The 25,536-nt window shown below is 45.0% G+C and carries 18 protein-coding genes; 7 read left to right on the forward strand and 11 right to left on the reverse strand.

Translation table 11 applies throughout. From position 1 onward, the window contains the following. Positions 1 to 206 precede the first annotated feature (206 nt). Positions 207 to 1,580, reverse strand: coding sequence for a formimidoylglutamate deiminase (hutF, locus tag G6047_RS08985; protein WP_169527268.1), 1,374 nt, complete (start codon positions 1,578 to 1,580; stop codon positions 207 to 209). Further along, complete coding sequence (locus G6047_RS08990; RefSeq protein ID WP_169527269.1) at positions 1,580 to 2,374, reverse strand: N-formylglutamate amidohydrolase; 795 nt, start codon at positions 2,372 to 2,374, stop codon at positions 1,580 to 1,582. The genes hutF and G6047_RS08990 overlap by 1 nt, the downstream gene beginning before the upstream one ends. Before the next feature lie 121 nt (positions 2,375 to 2,495). Here G6047_RS08990 and G6047_RS08995 point away from each other — a divergent pair, with 121 nt between their 5' ends. Further along, positions 2,496 to 3,800 (forward strand): hypothetical protein, encoded by a 1,305-nt coding sequence (locus tag G6047_RS08995; RefSeq protein WP_169527270.1) that lies wholly within the window; start codon positions 2,496 to 2,498, stop codon positions 3,798 to 3,800. A gap of 241 nt (positions 3,801 to 4,041) precedes the next feature. On the opposite strand, the gene G6047_RS09000 is transcribed toward G6047_RS08995, so the two are convergent. The 6 genes from G6047_RS09000 to G6047_RS09025 form a co-directional block, all read right to left on the reverse strand. Next, on the reverse strand, positions 4,042 to 4,929 hold the full coding sequence (locus G6047_RS09000; protein WP_169527271.1) for a T9SS C-terminal target domain-containing protein: 888 nt from the start codon (positions 4,927 to 4,929) through the stop codon (positions 4,042 to 4,044). Positions 4,930 to 5,001: 72 nt separating this feature from the next. Continuing rightward, positions 5,002 to 5,436 (reverse strand): SRPBCC family protein, encoded by a 435-nt coding sequence (locus tag G6047_RS09005; protein WP_169527272.1) that lies wholly within the window; start codon positions 5,434 to 5,436, stop codon positions 5,002 to 5,004. An 80-nt stretch (positions 5,437 to 5,516) separates the two neighbouring features. Beyond that, positions 5,517 to 6,005 (reverse strand): VOC family protein, encoded by a 489-nt coding sequence (locus G6047_RS09010; protein WP_169527273.1) that lies wholly within the window; start codon positions 6,003 to 6,005, stop codon positions 5,517 to 5,519. A gap of 110 nt (positions 6,006 to 6,115) precedes the next feature. Continuing rightward, positions 6,116 to 12,145: a MopE-related protein gene (locus tag G6047_RS09015; protein WP_169527274.1), complete on the reverse strand. Its 6,030-nt coding sequence runs from the start codon at positions 12,143 to 12,145 to the stop codon at positions 6,116 to 6,118. 520 nt (positions 12,146 to 12,665) lie between these two features. Continuing rightward, positions 12,666 to 13,730, reverse strand: coding sequence for a helix-turn-helix domain-containing protein (locus G6047_RS09020; RefSeq protein ID WP_169527275.1), 1,065 nt, complete (start codon positions 13,728 to 13,730; stop codon positions 12,666 to 12,668). Continuing rightward, the gene (locus G6047_RS09025) at positions 13,727 to 14,857 is read right to left on the reverse strand and encodes a helix-turn-helix transcriptional regulator (protein ID WP_169527276.1); all 1,131 of its coding nucleotides are present in this window, start codon (positions 14,855 to 14,857) and stop codon (positions 13,727 to 13,729) included. The genes G6047_RS09020 and G6047_RS09025 overlap by 4 nt, the downstream gene beginning before the upstream one ends. Before the next feature lie 225 nt (positions 14,858 to 15,082). On the opposite strand from G6047_RS09025, the gene tgt reads away from it, so the two are divergent. The 6 genes from tgt (at position 15,083) to G6047_RS09055 (ending at position 22,979) form a co-directional block, all read left to right on the forward strand. Beyond that, complete coding sequence (gene tgt, locus G6047_RS09030) at positions 15,083 to 16,213, forward strand: tRNA guanosine(34) transglycosylase Tgt (RefSeq protein ID WP_169527277.1); 1,131 nt, start codon at positions 15,083 to 15,085, stop codon at positions 16,211 to 16,213. A gap of 103 nt (positions 16,214 to 16,316) precedes the next feature. Next, positions 16,317 to 17,402, forward strand: coding sequence for an LptF/LptG family permease (locus tag G6047_RS09035; RefSeq protein WP_169527278.1), 1,086 nt, complete (start codon positions 16,317 to 16,319; stop codon positions 17,400 to 17,402). Next, positions 17,389 to 18,276: a DMT family transporter gene (locus G6047_RS09040; protein ID WP_169527279.1), complete on the forward strand. Its 888-nt coding sequence runs from the start codon at positions 17,389 to 17,391 to the stop codon at positions 18,274 to 18,276. Before G6047_RS09035 ends, G6047_RS09040 begins: the two co-directional genes overlap by 14 nt. Positions 18,277 to 18,814: 538 nt before the next feature. Further along, positions 18,815 to 19,768, forward strand: coding sequence for an acetyl-CoA carboxylase carboxyltransferase subunit alpha (locus G6047_RS09045; RefSeq protein ID WP_169527280.1), 954 nt, complete (start codon positions 18,815 to 18,817; stop codon positions 19,766 to 19,768). Between the two features lie 144 nt (positions 19,769 to 19,912). Continuing rightward, positions 19,913 to 21,463: a replicative DNA helicase gene (gene dnaB, locus G6047_RS09050; RefSeq protein ID WP_169527281.1), complete on the forward strand. Its 1,551-nt coding sequence runs from the start codon at positions 19,913 to 19,915 to the stop codon at positions 21,461 to 21,463. A 331-nt stretch (positions 21,464 to 21,794) separates the two neighbouring features. Further along, positions 21,795 to 22,979, forward strand: coding sequence for an asparagine synthetase B (locus G6047_RS09055; protein WP_235946525.1), 1,185 nt, complete (start codon positions 21,795 to 21,797; stop codon positions 22,977 to 22,979). Positions 22,980 to 22,985: 6 nt separating this feature from the next. Here the strand turns inward: G6047_RS09055 and G6047_RS09060 are convergent, their stop codons facing one another. The 3 genes from G6047_RS09060 to G6047_RS09070 all read right to left on the reverse strand — a co-directional run bounded on the left by G6047_RS09060 (position 22,986) and on the right by G6047_RS09070 (position 25,289). Then, positions 22,986 to 23,828, reverse strand: coding sequence for an isoaspartyl peptidase/L-asparaginase (locus tag G6047_RS09060; protein WP_169527282.1), 843 nt, complete (start codon positions 23,826 to 23,828; stop codon positions 22,986 to 22,988). A gap of 108 nt (positions 23,829 to 23,936) precedes the next feature. Next, complete coding sequence (locus G6047_RS09065) at positions 23,937 to 24,272, reverse strand: hypothetical protein (protein ID WP_169527283.1); 336 nt, start codon at positions 24,270 to 24,272, stop codon at positions 23,937 to 23,939. A 120-nt stretch (positions 24,273 to 24,392) separates the two neighbouring features. After that, the gene (locus G6047_RS09070; protein ID WP_169527284.1) at positions 24,393 to 25,289 is read right to left on the reverse strand and encodes a cyanophycinase; all 897 of its coding nucleotides are present in this window, start codon (positions 25,287 to 25,289) and stop codon (positions 24,393 to 24,395) included. Positions 25,290 to 25,536 lie beyond the last annotated feature (247 nt).

Here is a 25,536-nt window from a genome sequence, read left to right on the forward strand (position 1 = left end):
TAAAAAAAGCGCCCGATTTTTCAAAAGGGCGCTTTCTATATATTTTGACCAAAATGGCTCTCGTCATAAAATACAAAAAACGCCGTACGCATGCATCGCAGGTTTCAGGACCTGTTGGATGGTGCAGATGGATTTGTTCCAGATAGCTGTTGTACGTGTCATGGTCGCGAAGATAAGCAAAATGTTTTGGTTTAGACCGATTTTTTTTACAACCGGGTGCCGAGATTTTTCAATGTAGACGTAAATGACTCCAGGATTTTGTGTTCCGATCGATGCTGATTGCGCTCGATTTTCCACTCTCCGCCAACCATTGTTCCGAGTAAATTCGATCTGTCCGAAGCATAAATCAATGTATTGCAAAGGTTTTTGACAGATGACGAAGCTACCAACGGTGAATCGGCATCGAGAACAACGGCATCAAAAGGTTTTCCTACCTCGAAGAAATCCGACGGTTTTTCTCCCATGGCTGCACGTCCTGAATTCCACGACATTTTAATGGCATTGAATCCGCTGTCGCCAAGATTGGGTTTGTAGAAAGTCGTCCGCTTGTGTGATATCAACCGTTGCCCGTAATCGAGCAACCGCAATTCTTCCATCGGATTCAGGCTTACATGACTATCGGTTCCAATCGACCAATTTCCGCCTGCATACTGGAAATCGGCAAACCGGAACAAGCCGTCGCCTAAATTTCCTTCGGTAGTGGGGCACAAAACCACGTGCGCACCAGATTTTGCTATGCCTGTAACTTCCGAATCATCGAGATGTGTCGCATGGACCAAATGGAAATTCCCGTCAACAGCGACATGATCCAAAAGCCATTGAACCGGGCGTTTTTTATGGAAAGCCACGCTGTCTTGTATTTCTTTAATCTGTTCCGATACATGGATGTGGAACGGCAGGTTTTTATCACGGCCACTTATATAGGTAATCACGTCTTCCGGTTTTACGGCTCTGAGCGAGTGGATTCCGGTTCCAATCGATGCTTTGCCATAAGTCGAAACGGCCTTGGCACTGCTTTCCCAAAGTTTCTGGTAATCGTCAATCGAGGCACTCAAAAAGCGCCGTTGCTTTTCGCCTGCCGGTTGTCCGAATCCGCCCATCTGGTAAAACATCGGAACCAATGTAATGCGTATTCCTGCCGTTTTTGCTGCAGCGACCAATCGTTCGCCCATTTCAGCCAGGTTTGCATAAGGCTTCCCGTTTTGGTCGTGGTGCACATAATGGAATTCAGCGACCGAAGTGTATCCGTGACGCAACATTTCAGTGTATAACATTGTCGCGACCGCTTCCATATCGTCCGGAGAAAGCGTCAAAGCCAGATTGTACATTGCGGTGCGCCAACTCCAGAAATCATCAGGTACGCCAGTACCTTCGTGGTATTCGGCCAAACCTGCCATGGCGTATTGGAAGGCATGGGAATGTGCGTTTTGGAAGCCCGGAAAAGCATATCCATTTATGGTTTCGCCTTTTCCATCCGCATTGATACTGAAAATATTTCCATTGTCGTCAACGGAAACCGAAGCATTTTCGATCCAGCCTTTTTGGGTCAGCAGGCCTTTGAAGTGATATTGTTTTGCCATTAGGTCAATGCTAGGATCAGGTTTTCAAATGTCGATTGGAGCAGCGTCCGCATCTTATCGGCACGTTCCTTATTATATGCCGTTTCAGAATCATCCATATAATTGATTTTGGCCATTTCGAGTTGGAGCGCGTGGAAATTCCCACCCGGATTTCCGAAAGATCTTGTGATGTATCCGCCTTTGAACGGGTTGTTGTGTTCGAGTTTATATCCGCCTTTATTCAAGGTTTCAAAAGCGGTTGCGATTATTGCAGATGAAGCCGAATTCAAATCGTTATCACCTAAAATCAAATCCGGAAACTTTTCACTTCTGATTCCAGGGACAAACTGACGGATCGAATGCGCGTCCCACAACAACACCTTACCGAATTCGGAATGCAGTTCGTTTAATAATTCATCGATTTTTGAATGATACGGAACAAAATACCTGCTGACTCTTTCCTCGATTTCCGCGTCGTCAGGAACACCATAATCGTAAAGCGGCAAACCATTGAAATCTGTCGTCGGAACCAAGCCTGTGATCACGCGGCCGTCCGAATACAAAGGCGCCTGTTTTGGATCGCGGTTCAAATCGATGACCCAACGCGAATAATTTGCCGTAATCATCGTGATGCCGAGAGCAGGAGCGAAGTCATATAAAGTATCTATGAACCAATCGGTGTCGTCCGGTTTTGCCGCTAGATCAGGCTTGATGCGTCGCTTGATGTCTTCGGGAAAAAAAGTTCCGGAATGAGGCGAACTGATAACGATCGGGACGCGATTTCCGGAAGGTTTTATCACATTGAAAAGTTCCATTCAAATAAATTTCATCAAAGGTAGTAAAGTCAAAACAGGCAATCGTGCAAAAATCATCCGCAATTGTGTCAGTGCCTTCAAACAGTGGGAAATTATCTTTGGGCCAACTAAAAATCAGCACATGAAAAAATTGCTTTACCTTGTTTTGCTGTCGCCGATTGCCGTTTTTTCGCAGCATGACCATATGCAAATGGCACCTGATTCCACGTCGACTCACAATCATTCCGAAATGCCGGGAATGAACCACGCATTTTCCCTCAACCTGCCGATGTCGCGAAACGGTTCGGGGACATCATGGCTGCCCGATGATTCGCCAATTTATGGCGGGATGTTCCATGCCAAAGACTGGATGTTCATGGCACACGGGAATTTGTTCGTCAGATACAATCATCAGGATGTTTCGCGGAAAGGTTCGAGAGGCGCAGAGGAATTCGATGCCCCAAACTGGTTTATGTTCATGGGGCAACGAAAAGTAGGTGAAAAAGGCCTGTTTCATTTCAATGCTATGTTTTCATTTGATGCTTTGACGGGTGGAAATTCCGGTTATCCGTTGTTATTTCAAAGTGGTGAGGCGTATCGCGGAAATGCTTTGGTCGACCGACAACATCCGCATGATTTGTTCTCGGAATTATCGGTCAGTTACACTCAGGCGTTCTCTGAAAAATCAGATGTATTCGTCTACGTCGGATATCCTGGCGAACCTGCATTGGGGCCAACGGCTTTTATGCATCGTCCGTCGGCACTTTATAATCCGGATGCGCCTTTGACACACCATTGGGTAGATGCGACACACATTACTTTTGGAGTGGCGACAATCGGTTACAGATATTCCAGATTCAAGATTGAAGCCTCTTCCTTTACCGGACGCGAACCGGATGAACACCGATATAATTTCGATACACCGCGATTCGACAGTTACAGTGCGCGTTTGTCGTTCAACCCGAATCAGAACTGGTCTTTACAGGTGTCACATGGCTTTCTCAAATCGCCGGAAGCCTTGCATTTGAATGAAGATGTGAACCGAACGACGACATCGGCCAATTATGCCAAAAAACTGGAAAACGGATCATTCAATGCAGTTGCTTTATGGGGAATGAATAAATCTGCAGGCCATGATTCCGAAAATGCGGCGTTGCTTGAAGCTTCGTGGCAAAAGCGCAAACTGGCCATTTATGGGCGCTATGAATTTGTCGAGAAATCATCAGAAGAATTAAGTCTTGAAAATACATTCGGGGAACGGATTTTTCCGGTGAATGTCATTACGTTGGGGGCGAATTATGAATTGCTGTCGGTAGGGAAATTGCGTCTTGCCGGCGGCGGACAATTTTCGGTTTACGCTGCCTCGTCATCACTTGATAACCTATATGGAAAGAATCCGGTTGCTGTTGAAGCCTATATTAGGTTATATCCGGGGTTGATGATGTGATAATTTTGTTGGATACTTCTTTGCGAGTTTTAACAAAATGTACATAAAAAATGTACTTCAATTAATCCGGGATTTCGTAGGGACACGATTGGCCCCTCCCCACGGCCAAGGTAGCTATCGGATCGATACACTGAATACAGAAAAAATGCCTGAAATGTTAAAATTAAATTCAGCAAGCTCCAAATAAGTTGCCCAGTATCAAAACCAACCAAAATATTAGTCTTTGTCCTACCTACATTGACTAATCCATCTTCAATTTAAACAAACGTCCTCTTGAATGCACGAACCAGAAATTCCAGTATTCGCTAATTACGAAAAAATCGTTTCCGTCGCTTGCAATGCCTTCGGTTTGCCTGAACCGGCTTTTGATCTTTATTTTTTTTGCATCTCCCGAAAAGAAATCGGTGTCTTTGAAGTTCGAGAAAACCAGTAAAAAAGGACGCAGCGTGAGACTGTATCCCAAAAGGGTAAGCGTGTTCGGGTCGTTTGAATAATAAGCGCCGGTTACAAGGATTTTTGTCTTCAGAGTGCGTATGTATTTCGCGGTATATTTTCCGGGACGTTTTGGAATCGAAAAGATTTTTGTCTCACATCGTGTTTTGTGTTCTTTGGTGAAAAGATAAATTAAATCATTAATGATTACCATGGCTTCACAATTGAAATTTATCTTTTGCTTTATACCGTCATTCGTAGTTTCAGGCCATACAAACGTCAGCTTTTCTATGTTGGGTTTTGAAGAATCGATCAGTGATTTTTTATCGATACGGTAAATGTGAAGCGTATCGGTATCGCCAAGGTTGTTCCCGATGTCGCCAAGATAAAAATAAGTCGAATCCTGGGTCAGTTCTTCAAAATCGCGATTCCTTATTCCCGGCAATTTATATTCCTTTACGACCGATGCCGTGTTTGGATCCAAAGCGAATAAGGTAGCTGGATGACCACCGTCGTTATGTGTCCAGAGTTGGTCGTTCCAGAAGACAAGGCCCGATGCCTCGGGAATCTTTCCATCAACAATGAAAGATGCCGAAGGCTTTATTGCACTGCGTTTGAAATCCGGATCGAAGACATTTTTTTGTGCGCTTGCAGCTAAACTCAACAAAAGCAGCAGGTAATAATATCGGATTGGCATTTTATTTTTAAGATTGGAATATCAGATGATTCTATAAAGGAAATAAAAAAACCGCCGAAGCGGTCTGTATCACTATTCGTTTTCTTCTTCGGCGACTTTTCGCAACCCGTCGAGGACCTGTTCCCAGTTCTGTTTCGAATGCCCGAGCGCTTCTTCATTGACAAAACCTACTTGTTCCAGAGTGAGTTTGCTGAACTCGTCATCTGTCGTTTCTATCGAATAATTGAGTACCGAATAATTCTCAGGATTGTCTTCAAGCATACTGCTCAGGTAACTCATGCTGATTGAATTTCCGGGGTCTATGTCAAGTATTTCGCCTTTTTCCTCATACGCTTTTCCATCCCATTCACCTCGCCAGAAAATGGGGCTTCCGGGTTGCCAGCTGGTTTCGATTTCGGTATTGAAGAAATATTTTTTTACGAGTTCCGGATTGGTGATCGTGTCCCAGACTACATCGGCGGTTGCGTGGATGTCTATGGTTGTCGAGAATTTCAATGAATTGTCCATGATTGTATTTTTTATAAAGATAGTAGTTGGATCAGATTAGGATCTTCTGTTTTTTGAAATGTGTTTTACAGATTTTACGGTCAGTTCCCGTTCCAGGCTTTTTCGAGTTCGGCCAAATCGAGCCTGACCATTTTGAGCATGGCCTGCATCAGCCGGCTGTTTTGCTCTTTGGTTCCTTTCTTCATCATTTCATCCATCTGGACTGGGACAATCTGCCATGAAAACCCGAATTTATCTTTAAGCCAGCCACATTGTGACGGTTTTCCACCTTCGAGCAATGCGTTCCAGTATCGGTTTATTTCCTTCTGGTCACGACAATTGACTACAAGGGAGACGGCTTCGGAAAATTTGAATTGGGGGCCACCGTTCAGCGCCAGGTATTCATTTCCGTTGATTTCAAAAGTTACCAGCATGGCCTGCCCTTCTGGGCCAGGTTCGTCTTTTCCGTAGTAAGCAATGTGTTTGATACGTGAATTGTCAAAGACCGAAACATAGAAATTTGCAGCTTCTTCGCCATTTTTGTCAAACCACAGGCAGGTCGAGATTTGCGGATGATGTAGTGCTCCCATAATTTAATGTTGTTGTGTCATTTAAAGTTAGTGAGATTTCTGAATCTGATAAAATAAAAAAAGGCCGCCTTTTGAGACGACCTTTTTACAAACTAACTTCGAATTATAACTTATCGTTTAACAATCCTAAGGGTTTTGACATCGGCTTTCTGGCTGATGATGACATTATAAACACCTGCCGGATAGCTGCTTCCAAACTGCTGGAGTTCCAATTCCGATGGTTCGTATGATGCATCCTGCAACAGTTTTCCGGTCATGTCAAAAATACGAACCTGTACTTTCTCCGTTGCGGCTGATTCCATTTTGATACTGAATTCAGTGGCAAACGGACTCGGATAAGCTACGGCAGCAAAGCGAATCGAAGCGACATCAGGTTTTGGCTCAACATATACCTGACGTGCTGCACCCGGAGCAGTCACGGAACAAGTCGGTCCGTAAGGCGACCAGGTGTCTGCCGTGTGTACCGAAACACGCACATTATACGTCCTGCCTGAAGCATAACCGGGAACGTTGTTGAACGTGAAGAATGCGGTAGGCCTGTTGACCACAATAACTTCTGAGGTCACGGTATCGGTCAGCTCGAAGCGATACTGATTCGATTTTAGCAGGCTTAGCGTCGCGATGGTCGTACTTGCCGTAGGGATCATGGCGTTGCAGTTGGACAAAGCCGGAACCGCAGGTGTCTCTATAGTACAAGGTGAGCCATATTCGGTATATATTCCGTTTACAAGGGTTGAAATTTCAATCTGGTATGTTGTTCCATAGGCATAACTCGCCAGCATTTGAAGGCTGAAGAAATTCTGCGGACGCGTAATTACCTGGATTTGGTTCGGTGCCGACGGATCTGTGAGGTTCGTAATGCGGTATCTGTAACCCTGGGCTGCATTCAGGCTTTGCGTCGAAATAAGCGTCGTGATGGTTGGCAATATGCCTCCGCATTGTGCCTGTGAAATCACTGAAGGCCCGGGCGTAGTCGCCGGCGGAGAAGTTACCTGGCAAACCGGCCCGTAAATTCCGGTCCATGTCCCGTTGTACTCGATCTGGACAGCCAAACTGTATGTGGCCCCATACGCAATGGACGGCAAATACATCAGGTTGTATTCCGGAGTGTTGCCTGTGTATACGAGTACCTGACCGTTTGGTTTTGTCACGCGTACCCGATATGCGGTGGCTCCGATTACAGGATCGATATGAATTGGAGTTCCGATAGATTCCAATGTAGCACCACATTGTGCGGCTGCTACCTGTGTCAGTGGAATTTCCGTTCCTTCATCTATGGTACCATTACAGTTGTCGTCTATGCCATTTCCGGGAATTTCCTGCGCCCCCGGATTAGCTGATGCATTCTGGTCGTCGCAATCCATTCCGGATGTGGTTTCCGCATAACCTTCAGGTACTTCTGAACCATAACAAACGGTCTGTGCCGAATCGTCCGGAGAATAGCCATCGCCGTCTTCGTCCGTAAAGAATTGCCCATTTTGGTAGATGGTGGCATCAAAATCGTTACAATCTGAATTGTCCGTGGCGTAACCTGTGGGCGCTGTACCGGCATTTTCGGCGCAAACATTTACCGCTTCACCAGAACCGAATCCGTCGCTATCTGCATCTGTATAAAAATCAAATCCCTGATGTACAAGCGCATTCTGGTCGTCACAGTCTGAGTTGTTTAAAGAGTAGCCTTCAGGCGCCATTTCAGGGTTGTTCGTACAGACATTTACCATTTCTCCCAAACCGAATCCGTCGTTATCTGAATCGACATAAAAGTCATAACCCTGGAAAATGGCACCATTCGTATCGTCGCAATCTGTTCCGAGTGTTGCTGCGGAAAATCCTTCGGGAAGCGAACTGCCGTAGCAAATCGTCTGGCTTCCGGCATCATAACCGTCCGCGTCCATATCTATGAATACATCAGCAGATTGATAAATAGTGGCATCCGAATCGTTGCAATCCGTATCTGAAAGCGAGTAACCGGATGGGGCAATACCAGCATCTGCCGTACAAACCGCAGCGCTTACCGTAGACCCGAATCCGTCGCCGTCTTCATCCACGAAGAAATCAAATGCGGCATGTGCCGTGGCGTCGCTGTCGTCGCAATCCGTTCCTAAAGTAGAGGCTGCATATCCGTCAGGCACGGTTTCCCCGGCACAAACAACGGCGGTTCCGGCATCGTAACCATCATCATCCGTATCGATGAAGAATGTTGTTCCTGCAAAAAGTGCTGCATTGGTATCGTCGCAGTCTGTGCCCAGGGTTGCATCTGAATATCCGTCTGGGATGCCTGCTCCATGGCATACGGTCGTCTGTCCGTTATCGTAACCATCGCCGTCCGCATCTACATAATATTCTGTATTCTGATAGACAGAAGCATTGGTGTCGTCGCAATCTGAGCCGTCAAGAGAATATCCGGCCGGAGGGGAATCGGGGCCGTCAGCCGTGACCAGAACCGTTTCACCTGTACCGAATCCGTCACCGTCTTCGTCTGCATAAAAAGGGAACTGGGTAGAAACGGTAATGCTTATGGCTTTACGCGTACTCTCGCAACTGTTGAGTGTTTGAGTTACGTAATAGGTTCCAGTTGAAAGAGCGGTGTCAGGAGATAGCGCGCTGCCTCCGGTAAGTGCCGCATACCATTGGATCACGCTTCCCGTAGCCGCCAGGTCTGCAACCGTGGCCGTTCCAACGAAATCCTGTGGAGAGGCAGCGACAGGCTGAGGAGTGGCGTTGACTGTAACGGTAACTGCAACTCTTTCGCTTTCAAAACCACCGATAGTCTGGGTTGCATAGTAAGAGCCCGACGTAAGCAACGTGGTTGGAGACAGGGCAGAACCTCCACTGGCATTTGCGTACCACTTGATGTCGGTTCCTTCTGCCTGTAAATCAGCTACAGTTGCGCCCTGGCAGAATTCCTGATTCGGGACAACAGGCGGCACCGCAACAATTTCGATGACTTCCAATACTACTTTATTATTATCCTGGCAACTTACGCTGAAGGTATAAAGCAGGCCTTCACGTGCTGCTGTAGCCTGGCTCTGGAGTTCACATGAGCTGATGGAGTCCGAAGTAGCCACGGTGAACGAATCGTGCAGGGCAGGAGCGAAGCCTAAGTTTACGGTTACGGATCCGGCTAAGTTTGAATTGCCGTCAATGGCCAGTAAATCATAATCAGCGGTATCTGTTCCGTTAAGATCGACAGCAATCCTGGATGATTCGCTTCCTTTGAAAAAGCCGGAAACAGCAAGCGTACCCGGATTTCCACCCGGGGCGAATGTTCCGTCGTTGGTGAAATTGGCAGCTGTGGAAGGCAATAGGATGGAGCCTGTTCCCGTGATGACACCCGTCGTGGTGTTGTCGAGCCCGTTTGAACTGGTAAAATTGAATGCTCCTGTCGATTGGATGATGCCGTAATTGTTGACCTCGACATAAACGACGGTCGACCCGGCATTCGACTTGAGAAATTGCCCGTGGTTGTTGAAAACGTGAGATCCTGATCCGCTCCAGGTTAATTGATAATCGGACTGGAAATCGAATATCCCTGTAGCAGTCGTGTTCAGCGTTCCATCGTTTATTGATAATGATCCCTCAGTCTGAGCTAATGTAGATGAAACATTGAGCGTGCTTTCACCTGAAATGTATTTTGTGTTTCCGGAAATCGATTGGACAGGGCTATTGAGATTGAGTGTTCCACTTACAAGAGAGCCGGCGAACCAACTGACTGGCTGGCTTCCGCCAAAGTTGAACGTAGTTTCGGCTCCTGTTTCCGCAGCCAGGTTTCCGTTCCAGCGCAATGTCCCGTCGAGTGTCCCGGAAAGCGTTCCTTGAAGGTTGACGTTGCCAGAAAGCTCCAGCAAAGCGCCGCTTGAAACGTTATACGTACCCGTTCCCAAGACGATAGCATCATTGCTGAAATTCATGCTCCCGGACTGAATATCAATCGTTCCGTCGTTATGAAGCTCCTGATAAACCACTGTATTCCCTGTCGCCTCCGTCTTGCGGATAAGCCCGTGGTTATTGAATACGTGAGATCCGTTGCTGCTCCAGGTAAGCTGGTAATCTGATTTGAGATCGAAAATACTGTTCGGCTGGTTGTTGAAAACACCGTTGTTGATGCTGAAAGCTCCTTCTGTAGCCAATACCGTAGACGTGTTATTCACCGTGGTTCCGCCTTCAAGGTATTTGGTATTTCCGCTGATGAACTCTATTGGAGTCGATACGTTAAGGGTTCCGCCCCCGGATAAGGTTCCGCTGTACCATTTGAACGGTGTGTTTCCGCCAAAATTAAATGTGGTTGAGGCCGGAATGTTGAGTGTGGCATACAGGATGAAGTCGCCGTTCAGTGTTCCACCCAGCATTCCGTCTGCCATAATCGAATCGCCTATTTTAATGGACGCGCCGGAAGATATATTATACAGACTTCCGTCGTGGAAAACGGTGGACGTGTTGTTGAGGTTGAAACTTCCGGTTTGCATTTGAAGTGTTCCGTAATTATGTAACTCCGCATACACCGTGTTTTCTCCGGTGGCTATTGTTTTTTTGAGCAGACCATAGTTGTTGAACACATGTGATCCGGAACCTGACCACGTAAGCTGATAGTCCGACTGCCAGTCAAAGATTGCGCCGGCAAGGTTGTTCAAAACACCGCTATTTATTGAAAAGGCTCCCGACTGTCCGTAAATCGTTCCTGAATTATTGAGTGTGGTTCCACCTGAAATGTATTTTGTATTTCCGCTCGTAAGCGTGAAGTTTCCGGTGTTGTTCAGTATGCCGCCTCCGCCAACGGAATTGGAATACCAATAGATTTGTGAAGCTCCTGTAAAGCTAAGCGTGGCAGGGTTTCCATCGATAATATTGACATCTGCGCTCCATTGGAACGGCCCGTTCAATACACCGGTCAGGTTTCCCTGGATTATCATGGTATTGTCGTTTTCCAATTGGGCACCGGCCGAAACAGTGTAAATACCACCGTCAAGCAAGATAGTCGGCGCATTCAGCACCAATATCCCCGAAGCCACCTGGATGGTTCCGGTATTGGTAAAATCAACCACAATTGAGCTGCCAGATGTACTTCCGGTTTTTTTGAGAAGCCCACTGTTTGTGAAATGGTGGATTCCGCCTGAGTAGGTAATCTGTGAACCATCCGAAGCGATGTCTATGATTCCTGAAACTTGATTGTTTAGAGATCCGTCTGAAATCTGAAGCGCACAGGTATCTGAAAAAGTAAGGGTAGACGTATTGCTGATTGTAGTGCCGCCGGAAACATATTTCGTATTCCCGGATGTAAGATGTAGCGGTGATTGCAGGTTAAGCGTTCCTCCGCCGGTGATGTATCCGCTGTACCATTGCAAAGCTGTTCCCGTAAAATGGAACGTACTTGATGCGGCCACCGACCACGCCGAATTAATAACAAAATTACCCTGAAGGTTTCCGGTAAGCGTTCCTGAAACAGCGGTGTTTGAAATCGTTGTCAGCGTTGCCCCCGAACTTACGTTATAAACACCGCCTGTAAACATATTTTCGCTGTTATTAAGCGTCATTGATCCTGACTGGACGGCGATAGTCCCTGTATTGTGGATTGCTGCCACCATTTGGCATTCTCCCGTATTCGAGGTCTTTTTGATTGTCCCGCTGTTGTTGATCACATTGGCACCGCTGTACGTAGTTCCGTATGTTCCCTGAAAATCGATAGTCCCGGAATTATTCACAGTAGCGGCTTGCAGATAAAAAACTCCTTCCATACTGTTGATGGTTCCGGAATTGTTCAGGATTCCCGACAGGTATTTGGTATTGCCGGTTATAAAATTAATGGTTCCCGATGCGGAAAGTACGCCGTTCGCAGCTATGGAGTTGCTGTTCCAGTTTACTGTACTGGTACCTGAAAAAGAGGATGCATCGGAAAAAGCCAGGTTGGCGTTGATGTCCAACACGGCTGTTCCCTGAAGTGAGAGCGATTTGATCGAGGTGTTGACGTTCAGGTTGACAGTACTTCCTGTTGGGATAATGACATCGTCCGTATCGTCCGGAATACCGGATGGCGTCCAGTTCGCCCCAACGTTCCAGGAAGAATCCGCAGAACCGTTCCAGGTCTTTTGCGCCTGTGCCGATATAGAAAGGACAAAAGCGATTAATAATAAAATTCGTTTCATAAAAATTAAATTGGTGAGATAATAAAGGTTAAAAGTGACTGAAATACGTTCTGTTCTATTGACGAAAGCAACTTGCAGAATTCCTGTCCGGGAAATTTGAATTCCGGAATCGGATCTGTTTTTTAAAATGAAGGATGCTGAAAATGCCATCTTTGAAATTCGATTTACAAAGCATAGCACAAGAGGAGAAGTGTGATAGATTAGGTAGCCGAAAAGTACCCAGCTGTTCCGTTTACGATGTGCAGAAAAATGCGAAACCGCAAAAATCAGAACTCATTTTTTCAGGATTAAGCGTAAGAAAAAGATTCATATCTGCATGTAAGGCATTACCTTTTTGGCTTTTGAAAGCTGTAATATTGCTGATTATCAGGTGTGTTTGGATTTTTTTACAATCGTGTATTTTCAGGTCGATTTTTACTTAATGCAATAGCTTGAATCCAGGGTAGGAAAGTGCAAAAAATGGCCAATTCGCAATTTTTGGAACGTATAACGGACTTTTTTTAGGTGTCTGAAGTGTCGCTTACGATGGGATTGCAGGCATTTTTTCAAAAACAGACTGTCGGTAACCGGAAGGAGTAAACCCGGTCAGTTTTTTAAACGTACCATTAAAAGTAGTTTTGGAAGCAAATCCGGCTTCAAGCCCTATTGCCGTAATCGTGTAGTTTTCATAGGTGCGGTCTGCCAGATACATCTTTGCTTCTTCGACGCGCAATTTGTTGAGGTAATCCGGAAAACTCGTTCCTGATCCGTTGAGGACGCGCGACAAATGACTTTTACTTATGTCCATATCAGAAGCGATCCTTTCCATGTTGAGGTGGGGATCAAGATAGCGCTTTTCCGTTTTTACAAAATCTTCGAATTCCTGAAGCATCGCACTTTTTCCAGACTGTGTTTTTCGTACAATGACACGAAGATTTTGATTGGGAACCGTCACTTTTTTTCGCAGCATCTCTGTATGGCCGAGTGCATAAATGATAACGGACATATTTATATAAACGATATTCCAGTATTCGATATCAAAAAAGTAATCGGCTACGGTTACGAAAGCCCAGGCCGTGCACGTAATCATAAGGAACCACGTAGAAATCCTGGTTTGTCTTAAAACGATGGATTTTTTCAATATGCCGAGGCGCATCAGGTAAATGAGCACTGAAAAATCCAGGATGATGCAGGCGAATTCAAAAATCATTTCCATATAGAGCCATATGCTTTCGATTCCAGGACCAGGAAAAATCAACTCCTTCAATTTAACGGCAAAACTGTAAGCTAAGGCAGTGAAAAAAGGCAGGAATAGCCAGCGGTTTGTTTTTGCGTTTGGCATAGGCATGCCTGAAATGGACAAATTATAGAGCAAATACAATGGCGCACTCAGGAAACCGTAGGGAAGAAAAAGGGCAACAAGCGTCTGTTCAGAGATCCATTCGCAGTCTGCTGCAAAATATTGCAGGTTGTCAAGAGCAAAAGATAAGACTAGAATGCCAAGATAGAAACGTTGCTTTTCATTCCTCCGTAGCAATAGCGCAGCCAATACAAAACCCTGCACGATTCCAACAATGATCAGGCTTTGTAAAAAACTCAGGTTCACGCGATGTTCTTTTTGAGTATTGTGTTGCCGAATTGGCTTTTGTATTCAGACGGTGTCTGGCCGGTGACTTTCTTAAAGGTCTGGTTGAACGTTGTTTTGGAGGAAAAACCAGCTTCAAGACCAATAGCTATCAGCGTATAGTTTTCGAAATCCGGATTGGTGAGGTAGGATTTGGCTTCCTCTATCCTCAGGTTGTTCACATAATCCGGAAAGCCCGTTTCGAGTTCCGAATTGATGAGGCGTGACAAATGGGTTTTACTGATTTTAAGCTCATCGGCAACCAGGTCAAGCGTCAGGTTTGGGTCGAGATAGCGCTTCCCGGTGTTGACAAACCGGATAAATGACGCAATGGTTTCGCTCTGAGGTTTTTCATAAACGGTTTCCCGTGTATGTTCTATACGGAAGGTCCTGATTTTTTTGCGTTCTTCCTGAACCCCGAATTTATATACGCCAATGTGCCCAAGCCAGTAAATCATTACCGAAATGGCGATCCAGATGATATACCACCAATTCCCTATAGCATTCAGGGCCAGCAGCGTAACAGCCAGCCAGACGAAACTCAACCCAAAGAAAGACCACAGGATGCTGCGGAACCAGCCAAGTTCAGGCCGGACGGTTTGCATAGGAGCTTCGTGCTTTGATACCTTCCTGATTTGCCCGATGAGATACAATACAATACTGATGTCGAACAAAATGGAGAACAACTCGATTCCGGCCAAAACATACGTAGAGAAACGGAAGTACGCTTCATCATACAAGCCCATGCCCCGGTAAGTTTTGTAAATGCTGCTGTATGTAAATCCAACCAGGAAAGGAATCAGCATCATATAATTTTTGCGTGTTATCCGGCGATCCGGATAAATCAGGCGAAGCCCATAAAACAGTATAAGTGGCCCTGAAAGCAGCTGGAACGGAATGAAAACCAGCGTATACAATTGGTCTGAAGTGATGATACGCGCATTCCCAAGGTAATATTGCAGGTTATTTAGCGAAAATATCGCAATAAGCAAACCAAGCCATCGCGTTGCCGGAGCCTTGTATTTTGGGGAAAACAAAATGACTGCGCCAAATACGAATCCCTGTAAAATGCCCGCAAGGATAATACTGTTAAAAATATTGAAATTCAAAAGCCTGGTGTTTGAACCAAATGTATGAAATATAGGTATTTGCAGACCTATGGATTTTTGACATTAACGTTAAGATTTCAGGATGGCGATTTACACCTCTTGCCAACTCAATGTTCTGTTTCAGACTTCAGGAGGTTCATTAGTCCTGTCTTAAAATCAGATTAAATTTGGATAGCGAACGTCTTTAACGACTATATTTGCCGGCCAAACAAGTAACCGCTTTACATGATATTTGACCTGATCCATACCGACCCGCAAACCAAAGCCAGAGCCGGTAAAATCACCACTGACCACGGAGTGATCGAAACTCCCATTTTTATGCCTGTAGGAACGGTTGCTTCTGTCAAAGGCGTGCATCAGCGCGAATTGAAGAACGATATTAATCCGGACATTATCCTTGGGAATACGTATCATCTATATCTTCGGCCACAAACCGACATCCTTGAAAAAGCCGGCGGATTGCACAAATTCATGAATTGGGACAGGAATATCCTGACGGATTCGGGCGGTTATCAGGTGTATTCGTTATCGGCTAACAGAAAAATCAAGGAAGAAGGCGTCAAGTTCAAATCGCATATCGACGGATCATACCATGTGTTCACACCGGAAAATGTGATGGAAATCCAGCGCACGATTGGTGCCGATATCATTATGGCTTTTGACGAATGTACGCCGTATCCTTGCGATTACCGCTACGCCCAACGATCGATGCATATGACGCACCGCTGGCTCGACCGATGCATCAATCATCTGGGCAAACTGCCTTATAAATACGGTTACGAACAAGCGTTTTTTCCTATCATCCAAGGAAGTACGTATAAAGATTTGCGTCGTCAATCGGCGGAATATATTGCCAATTCCAACCAATCCGGAAACGCTATCGGCGGATTATCGGTAGGAGAACCAGCCGAGGAAATGTACGCGATGACCGAAGTCGTGACCGAAGTGCTTCCGACAGATAAACCGCGTTACCTGATGGGTGTGGGAACACCTATCAACATTCTGGAAAATATCGCCCTCGGAATTGACATGTTCGATTGCGTCATGCCGACGAGAAACGCACGGAACGGTATGTTGTTCACGGCAAACGGAACCATCAACATCAAAAATAAAAAATGGGCTGACGATTTTTCACCACTTGATGAAATGGGGCATACGTTTGTAGATGTCGAATACACAAAGGCTTACCTGCGCCATTTATTTGTTGCCGATGAATATCTGGGGAAACAAATCGCTACGATACATAACCTAGGGTTTTATATGTGGTTGGTACGCGAAGCCAGAAAACATATCTTAGCGGGAGATTTCAGAGGCTGGAAAGAGATGATGGTGAAGCAGATGGATCAGCGGTTGTAATTGATTAAAGAGTATCAGATTTACAGAAACTGACAGTATAAAACTTAATTGTTATTACGGATTATCACATAATTTAGAATCCGATAATCCAAAAATCCCCTTCATGAAAATCATCGATCTCTACATCCTCAAACGCTACCTCGCCACCTTCACGGTGATGTTGCTCATGTTCATTCCGATCGGGATTGTGATTGATGTATCTGAAAAAGTCAACAAAATGATCGAGAACAAGATTCCGTTCCCGGCCATTGCGATGTATTACCTCAATTTTACTATTTATTTTGCCAATTTACTGTTCCCGATTTTCCTGTTTTTATCGGTTATCTGGTTTACATCGAAGTTGGCAAACAACACAGAGATTATTGCGATTTTAAGTTCCGGGATTTCGTTTACGAGATTTTTGCGGCCTTACATCATTGGGGCTTCAATCGTTTCTATAGGCGTTTTGCTCGCCGGTTTTTTCATTGTCCCAAAAGCAAGTGAAGGTTTCAACGACTTTCGATATACCTATCTTAAAGGTGGCGGAAAAGAAGCCATGCGCAAATCCCAGGACGTTTACCGACAGCTTGGCGACCAGACTTTTGTGCATGTGGCGAGTGTGAATTCCGTAAGTAAAGTAGGTTTCAATTTCATGCTCGAGAAGTTCGATAAGAACAACAAGCTCCAATACAAGATCACTGCAAATCGCATCAAATACAACAAAAAGAAAAAGAACTACACGTTGTTTACCTATCAAAGGCGGAATGTTGGCCCGCTTGGCGATAAACTGACTTCAATCGAAAAAAAAGATACGGTCTTCAACTTTGATTTCGAAGATCTTACACCGACCGTTTACATCGCGGAAACATTGTCGCTTGGTCAACTAAACGACTTCATTGCCCGTGAACGCAAACGAGGTTCTGGAAATATCGATACGTATCTGGTTGTTTTATACAAAAAGTACAGTCTTCCCGTATCGGCTTTTATCCTCACGATTATTGCGGTTTCGGTTTCTTCCATGAAGCGTCGGGGCGGAATGGGAATGAACCTGGCAATCGGGATCGGCATCGCTTTTACGTTTGTGTTCTTTGATAAAATCTTCGGGACATTGGCTGAAAAATCATCCATACCGCCGTTTGTCGCCGTGTGGTTGCCGAACTTCCTTTTCGGGATTCTGGCCGTTTACCTTTTGCGCAATGCAAGGCGGTAGTCTGAAATCCTATCTGAATCTTCACCTCATAGTCTTTATCTGGGGCTTTACCGGAGTGCTTGGCGGACTCATCAGCGTGAGGGGCGCAAGTTTGGTTTGGTACAGAATGCTGCTGGCTTCTTTGTTTATGCTGATATGGCTCATGGCCAATAAAGTTCCGTTGAAGCTTCCGTGGCGCGAAGCCCTCAAACTGCTTTTTACGGGAGTGCTTATAGGAATTCACTGGATTTTGTTTTTTACGGCAATCGACATTTCAAATGTTTCTGTCACACTCGCCATGTTTTCGATGGGCGCTTTTTTTGCCGCCATCTTCGAACCTATTTTCTACGGACGCAAAATGCTGTGGTATGAAGTCTTTTTCGGTTTGCTTATCATCGGTTCGCTTTGCCTGATTTTAAAGGTAGAATTCAAATACCTCGCGGGAATGGTATGTGCGCTGGCTTCTGTTTTTTTCGGCGTTATGTTTACGCTTGTCAACGGAAAACTGACTCAAAAATACCGGCCGGATGTTATCACGCTTTACGAATTCATTGCCGGTTTTGTCTTTGTCAGTTTGTGGCTGACATTCAACAATAGCTTTACTGTCGACTTCTTCAATGTTCCTTTAAACGACTGGTGGCTTATTTTGCTGCTGGCTTCGGTCTGTACCGCTTATGCCTTTACCGCATCGGTCAACATCATGCGAAAACTCACGCCTTATACGGTGATGCTCACCACTAACCTTGAACCTGTGTATGGAATTTTACTCGCCTATTTCATAATCGGGGAAGCCGAACACATGAGCCCGGCGTTTTATTTTGGGGCGGCGATTATTATTTTGGTGGTCATTACCAACGGCGTAGTCAAGCATAAGTTCAAAAAAGAGGTTTCTTAGTTTTTGGAGCTGATCCCGCTGCCCGCTTTTAGTCCTCGCTCCTTCAGCCGTTTTTACTCAACATTGCCACGGCTTCCGGTGGTCGCCGCGCCATGTTGGTAAAAACGGGCTGCCGGCACTGTGGGCTAACCGCTCGCATCGGGGCTAGACCATAGGATGGTTGTATCTTTCATGGATTATTTTGGCCCTGATGGAATTAGCGAAATGGGAGTTGATTAGGGGCAAATATTTAACGGGCGATTTTAACAAAAAGTACATAAAAAATGTACCTCAATACATTCCAGATTTTGTAGGGACACCATTGGCCCCTCCCCAGTGGCAATATCGTTTTTGTATCGATACGGCTGATACATGAAATCTGCCTTTAATGTTAAATTTACTTACTGCGGCTTCTTCATTCCATTAACTTGGGACAGGCTTTGCCCTAATATCACCTTAGCCATTCCAAACTTTTCGTGCTTTATCTTTTATCATTAGTCTTTCGTCTTTCATCATACATTCCTATCTTTGCCTTTCGTACCAAAACTAAAATGCCACTATGGAATATTTAGATTTTGAGCTTCCTATCAAGGAACTCGAAGAACAATTGGACAAATGCCAGATCATTGGCCAGGAATCCAATGTAGATGTGACCAACACCTGCAAGCAGATCGAAAAGAAACTCGAAGACACCAAAAAGAAAATATATAAAAACCTGACGGCCTGGCAGCGCGTCCAGTTATCGCGTCACCCGAACCGTCCGTATACCATGGATTACGTCCGTGCGTTATGTGGAGAAACGTTCCTGGAACTGTTCGGTGACAGAAGTTTCAAAGATGATAAAGCCATGATTGGCGGTCTGGGTAAAATTGGTGGCAAATCGTTCATGGTCATCGGCCAGCAAAAAGGTTATAATACCAAAACACGTCAGTACCGCAACTTCGGTATGGCCAATCCGGAAGGTTACCGCAAGGCATTGCGCCTGATGAAGATGGCCGAAAAGTTCAATATTCCCGTGGTGACTTTCATTGATACGCCCGGCGCTTATCCTGGGCTTGAAGCCGAAGAACGCGGACAAGGTGAAGCCATAGCAAGGAACATCTTTGAAATGGTGCGTCTTAAAGTCCCTGTCATTGCAATCATTGTTGGAGAAGGGGCTTCAGGCGGTGCACTTGGAATTGGCGTAGGAGATAAAGTATATATGATGGAGAATACCTGGTATTCAGTTATTTCTCCCGAAAGCTGTTCTTCCATCCTTTGGAAAAGCTGGGATTTCAAGGAACAGGCTGCCGAAGCCCTGAAACTGACATCGACCGATATGAAAAAGCAAAAGCTTGTAGACGATGTAATCCCGGAACCTCTTGGTGGCGCACATTACGACCGCGAAACCGCTTTCCGTTCGGTAGAAGAATACATTCTGAAAGGCTATAACGAGCTCAAGGATTTATCAACAGAACAGCTCGTCAACAAACGCATGGATAAATACAGTAAAATGGGAGAATTCCGCGAGTAAGTTGCGACAATCCCAACAAAACAGTCCGAGGCCTTATCGTTTCGGATTTTTTTTGCGTTATAAACAGGTAATGAACAGCTTTTCAACATCCAAGGGCCAATAAGTCCGGGAACCATTTCTTTAAAATTAATTTACTTTCGCTTCATGGAAAATTTCAGAAGTATCCAACCGGTCCGGGTCGAAAAATCGGCCTTGATAAACCTTGAAAGAGGCAAGCTTCCGCCACAGGCAGTCGAGCTTGAGGAGGCCGTATTGGGTGCTATGATGATCGATAAAAAAGGGGTCGATGAGGTCATCGATATTTTGCAACCTGATGCTTTTTACAAAGAGGCGCATCAATACATTTATCAGGCGATAACCGACTTATTCAACGATTCGCAGCCCATCGACTTATTAACCGTTTCCGCACAGTTAAAAAAGTCAGCGAAACTCGATTTGTCTGGCGGTGATTTTTATCTGATCCAGCTTACACAAAAGATTTCGTCCTCGGCCCATATCGAATTCCACTCGCGTATCATTTTACAGAAATACATCCAGCGAAGCCTGATCCGGATATCGAATGAGATTATCGAAGAATCTTACGACGAAACCACAGACGTTTTCGATTTGCTTGACAAAGCAGAATCACGCTTGTACGAAGTGACCCAGGGAAATATCAAACGAAGTTCAGAAACCGCACAAAGCCTCGTAATCCAGGCCAAAAAGCGAATCCAGGAAATAGCTACCAAAGAAGGTTTGAGCGGAATAGCAACTGGTTTTGAAAAGCTCGATCAGGTAACTTCAGGTTGGCAGCCAAGCGATTTGATCATCATTGCGGCTCGTCCGGGTATGGGTAAGACGGCATTTGTATTGTCGATGGCAAGGAATATGGCGATTGATTTCAATCAGCCGGTCGCCGTTTTTTCACTTGAGATGTCGTCGGTACAGCTCATTACCCGTTTGATTTCTTCTGAAACCGGATTGTCATCAGAAAAACTCCGTACCGGAAAACTCGAACAGCACGAGTGGAACCAACTCAGTGTAAAGGTCAAAAACCTTGAAAAAGCGCCGTTGTTCATTGATGATACGCCATCGCTTTCGATTTTCGATTTACGGGCCAAATCACGCCGTCTGGCCTCGCAACACGGTATCAAACTGATTATCGTAGATTATCTGCAGCTTATGACCGCAGGCGGAAATTCAAAAGGTGGAGGCGGAAACCGCGAACAGGAAATTTCCACGATTTCACGAAATTTAAAGGCACTCGCAAAAGAACTCGGTGTTCCGGTAATCGCTTTGTCACAGCTTTCGCGGGCCGTTGAAACCCGTGGATCGAGCAAGCGTCCGTTGCTTTCTGACCTTAGGGAATCCGGAGCGATCGAGCAGGATGCCGATATCGTATCGTTTATCTATCGTCCTGAATATTATAAAATAGATGAATGGGATGACGAAGACCAAAGCCCGACAGCCGGACAAGCGGAATTCATCATCGCGAAACACCGGAACGGTTCACTTGAGAATATACGGTTGAAATTCATCGGAAGCCTTGGTAAATTTGATAACCTTGAAGATTACGGAAGCGGCTTTAATGACCTTCCTTCTAAGATGAACGCCGACGATATGCCATTCCAGCCGCGCACGTTGCCAAGCCCTAATGAAGCCTTTGGAAGCAGTTCGAATTCAAACTTCCCTGACGATAGCGAAGTTCCGTTCTAAATAAAAAAAGCCTTCAGGGAAAACTGAAGGCTTTTTTACAACGAATGCTTGGCTTATGCATTTTTTACTTTTACAGGTTTGACGCTGTGGTGGTAAGTTTCAAAAATAAGCTTCCTGAACGAAAATTCGCATTTTTCAGATGGATAGTTATCAACAATCCTGTGTTTTAGCTTTTTGGGACATCTTCGGATTTTTTTAGAAAATCTTCAAACAATTTAATTTCAATAGCGTTATTTTTACCAAAATGAGACATATGATGTCAATCCGGAATTTCCTTTTCATAACGCTGTTGATATGTAACTTTTGTCGGGCGAATTTTATCCTGCTGCCTATGGATGAAACAACCCAGCAGAATCACCTCAAAGCTTATGGGATTACCTATTGGTGTCTTGATAAACAGTATAAGGCAAGTTGGTTGCTTAATTATCGCGGTGGTTCTTTCCTGCTTCCCGATGCGCCCGAAATTCGCAAGGAATGCCAGATACGAGGTGTGAGTTTTGAAGTTCTTTCAGACAGTCAGGCCAATGCAATTCTCGACGAAATCTCAAGTCCTTCACAAAATATGGAAACGGTCGTATTGGAGAAAGCTCCCAAGATTGCTGTTTATACTCCGCCCGGAAAGCAACCTTGGGATGATGCCGTGACTATGGTGCTCAAATACGCTGAAATCCCGTTCACCGAATTATACGACGAAGCTGTTCTGTCAGATCAGCTGTTACTCTATGACTGGCTGCATTTACACCATGAAGATTTCACCGGACAATACGGAAAATTCTACGGAATGTATCGCGATGCGCCTTGGTATATCGAGCAAAAACGCGATGCGGAAGCATTGGCTAAAAAGCTAGGTTACAATAAGGTTTCGGAAGAAAAACTCGCGGTTGCCAAAAAGATTCGGGACTTTGTAATCGGTGGCGGATTTATGTTCGCCATGTGTTCTGCGACCGATAGTTTTGATATTGCTCTATCTGCCGAAGGCGTCGATATTTGCGAGCCGATGTTCGATGGTGATGGCAGCGATGCATCATATCAGTCTAAAATCGATTATTCAAAAACCTTCGCATTCAAAGATTTTACCCTCGAAAGAAGACCGGAGCGATACGAATTCTCCGATATCGACATGACCGAAAAACGCAAGATTCCGTTCGAACAGGATTATTTTACACTCATGGAATTCTCAGCCAAATGGGATGTCGTTCCGAGTATGCTCTGCCAGAACCACACCCAATTGGTCAAAGGGTTTATGGGACAAACGACTTCATTCGAACGCGACCTGATAAAAAGCAATGTGCTTGTTCTGGGAGAATGCCAGCTTAACGGTGAAGCCAGATATATCCACGGACAGAAAGGCAAAGGGATGTTTACGTTTTACGGCGGACACGACCCGGAAGATTACCAGCATAGGGTAGGAGACGAGCCCACAGTGCTTGATCTGCATCCGAATTCTCCGGGTTTCAGGTTGATATTAAACAATGTATTGTTCCCGGCGGCCCGAAAAAAGAAACAGAAAACCTGATTTCAATTACTCGAATACCTCAAGATTTTCTCCGTCAAATGATGCAAATACCATCTTCGGATGCGAATGCCTATGGCAGATTTTACCCGTGGAATCAATGGCAATCGCACCTGCAAAACCATCAAACGGAAGCAGTTCTTCAAACGTTTTGTCAAAAGCGTCGCATAACGAAAACCCATCGGTGACACGGGTTACGATTTTGGCGGCAACGGCTCCGCTCACAATATCTTCACCGACTCCGGTACAACTCACGCCACAAAGCGCGTTGGCATAATTTCCGGCCACGGTTGCCGAATCACTTATCCTGCCCGGAATTTCAAAACCTTTTCCGCCGGTAGAAGTAGCTACCGCAATGCGTCCGTGTGAGTCCAGGGCAACGCAGCCAACGGTTCCGGTTCCGGTAGGTTGTTTTTTGGCTTCATATTCAGTGCGTCTTTGAGGGATTTCGGTTGAGAATTCTGCAAAGCCCATTTTTCGGGCAAAATCTGTAGCGCCTTCGCCTCCGAGTACTTTATCATCACTGTCCAAAAGCAATTGGGCCACCTGTACCGGATTTTTTACCGCTTCGATATTGATGACACCGCTCATTTTTTGGGTCAATCCATCCATGATAGAAGCACTCATGCGGATTTTTCCGTCGCTTTGTATTTGTGATCCTGTACCGGCGTTGAAAAGTTCATCATCTTCCAAAAGCGTAACGGCATATGCCACGGTTTCCAAAGCTGAATTGTGCTTCAGGAATGCATAAGATTCACGCACGATACGGGCAAGAGCTTCCTGTTTTGCGATTTTTGTTTCGTTATTGGTTGAAGATTCAGAAAAGAAGCCGCCGTGGATGATGATTTTCATTAGAAGGTGTTGTTTTAATGTTGGGCAAAAATAGCTTTTTGAAACAATCGGGCATAAAAAAACAGAACCTAAGCTCTGTTCATTCGTTTTTAATTTGTGATTTGTCTATTAAGAATCCAGATTTGGCTTGGACTTATTCCATTGGTCATTATCGCGTTTTGCAGCGTCGTATTCATCATCAAGATGCTGACCTTCATGATCATTTTCAAAAACCATTTCGTTTCCGGTTGTCAATAGCGAGCGGCTGCTGTCGCTTCCGGTTCCGTATGAATTTTCATAAAAAGAATCGTCCTGATTTTGTGTGTTTCCAAAGTCTTTCTGGCGACTTTCATTTTCAGACTGCTGCTGAAAATTAGCATCGTTCAGCCATCTGTCGGAATCCATATTATTATGGTGGCTTTCCTCGCCCCAAACATTCCTGTCGTTGTTCTGTGTAGTTGACATAAGAGTAAAATTGAAATTGATTGTACTAATACATATCAAATTTCAAAATTTCCCTTCAAATCCATTTACACGAAATTTTTATTCGATTGCAGGATTGTGTGAGCGAAAAAACATACTAAATCAATCTGTGGGAATTCCAAGGTCTTCGGCGTATTGTGACGATTTGATCTGCATCTTAAATGTCTTGAGGTTGAATGTGTCGTTCATGCTCATCACGTGTGTCACCAAATGGCTTATTGAAATAGGCTGACCAAGTTCCACCTGAGTCAGGTTGGTGTCTTTTATCTCGCGTCCGTCAACCAGAATGACAAGGCCGCTGCCGATGGCTTCCATGTTTTCACCATTCGTGATCAAAAGCCCGGTGTCTTCACCAAGTCCTATTCCGAGCACTTTCGGGTTTCCGACGACCGCCTGGAACAATCGTCCGATACGTCCGCGTTGTACAAAATGCGTATCGATAATGACACCGTCGATCATGCCGAGGCCACTTGTGATTTTTACTTCACCTTTAAGCAAAGCCTCAGAACTGCTTCCCTGATAAATCATGTTATTCGAAGCAGCAGCAGCTCCTGCAGAAGTTCCGGCGTAGATGAAATCTTCATTCTGGTACTTTTCGAGCAGCAAATCATGCATGGCCGTTCCGCCCAGAATCGAGGTCAGGCGCAATTGGTCACCGCCTGTAAACATGACCACATCTGCCGCTTTGATCCGTTTTATGGTTTCCGGATCAGATGCCATTTCGCGTTTATCCAGATACAAAACGTCGACATTTGTGGCATTCAAATAAGCGAGTGCCTTGACATATTCCGGCCCGATGATTTTTGGGATTTTCGATGCCGTTGTAATGATTTCGATGCGGGACTTTTCTTTTAAGCGGGATTCACTGATGATCCGCTTTAAAATTCCGGTTTCAAAGAAATTGATATTGTTGGCTGCGTTCTGGTCTAAATCTGTTTCTGAAAAACTTCCTTTATCGACCGCACCGCCTATAATGATTAGTTTACCTCTTACATTCATGGCCGTAAAAATACCCAAAACAAAAGGAAAGGCAATTTCAATTGGCGGCTTTTTTTGAGTTTTTTACCAACTTTCCGACAATTTTGCAACACTTGAAATTAAATTTTGTTCAAAACGCCAAAAAATCTATTTTAGTCGAAATGTATCTGTTCCATTTTAACAGATTCGCTGAAATTTCCGTATTCTGAAACCAAACAAATTCATCTGCGGAATCGTAACTATTTAAACGTCAAAATATTAAGCAGAA

The organism is Flavobacterium silvaticum, assembly GCF_012911565.1.
In the GTDB taxonomy this organism is placed as follows: domain Bacteria; phylum Bacteroidota; class Bacteroidia; order Flavobacteriales; family Flavobacteriaceae; genus Flavobacterium; species Flavobacterium silvaticum.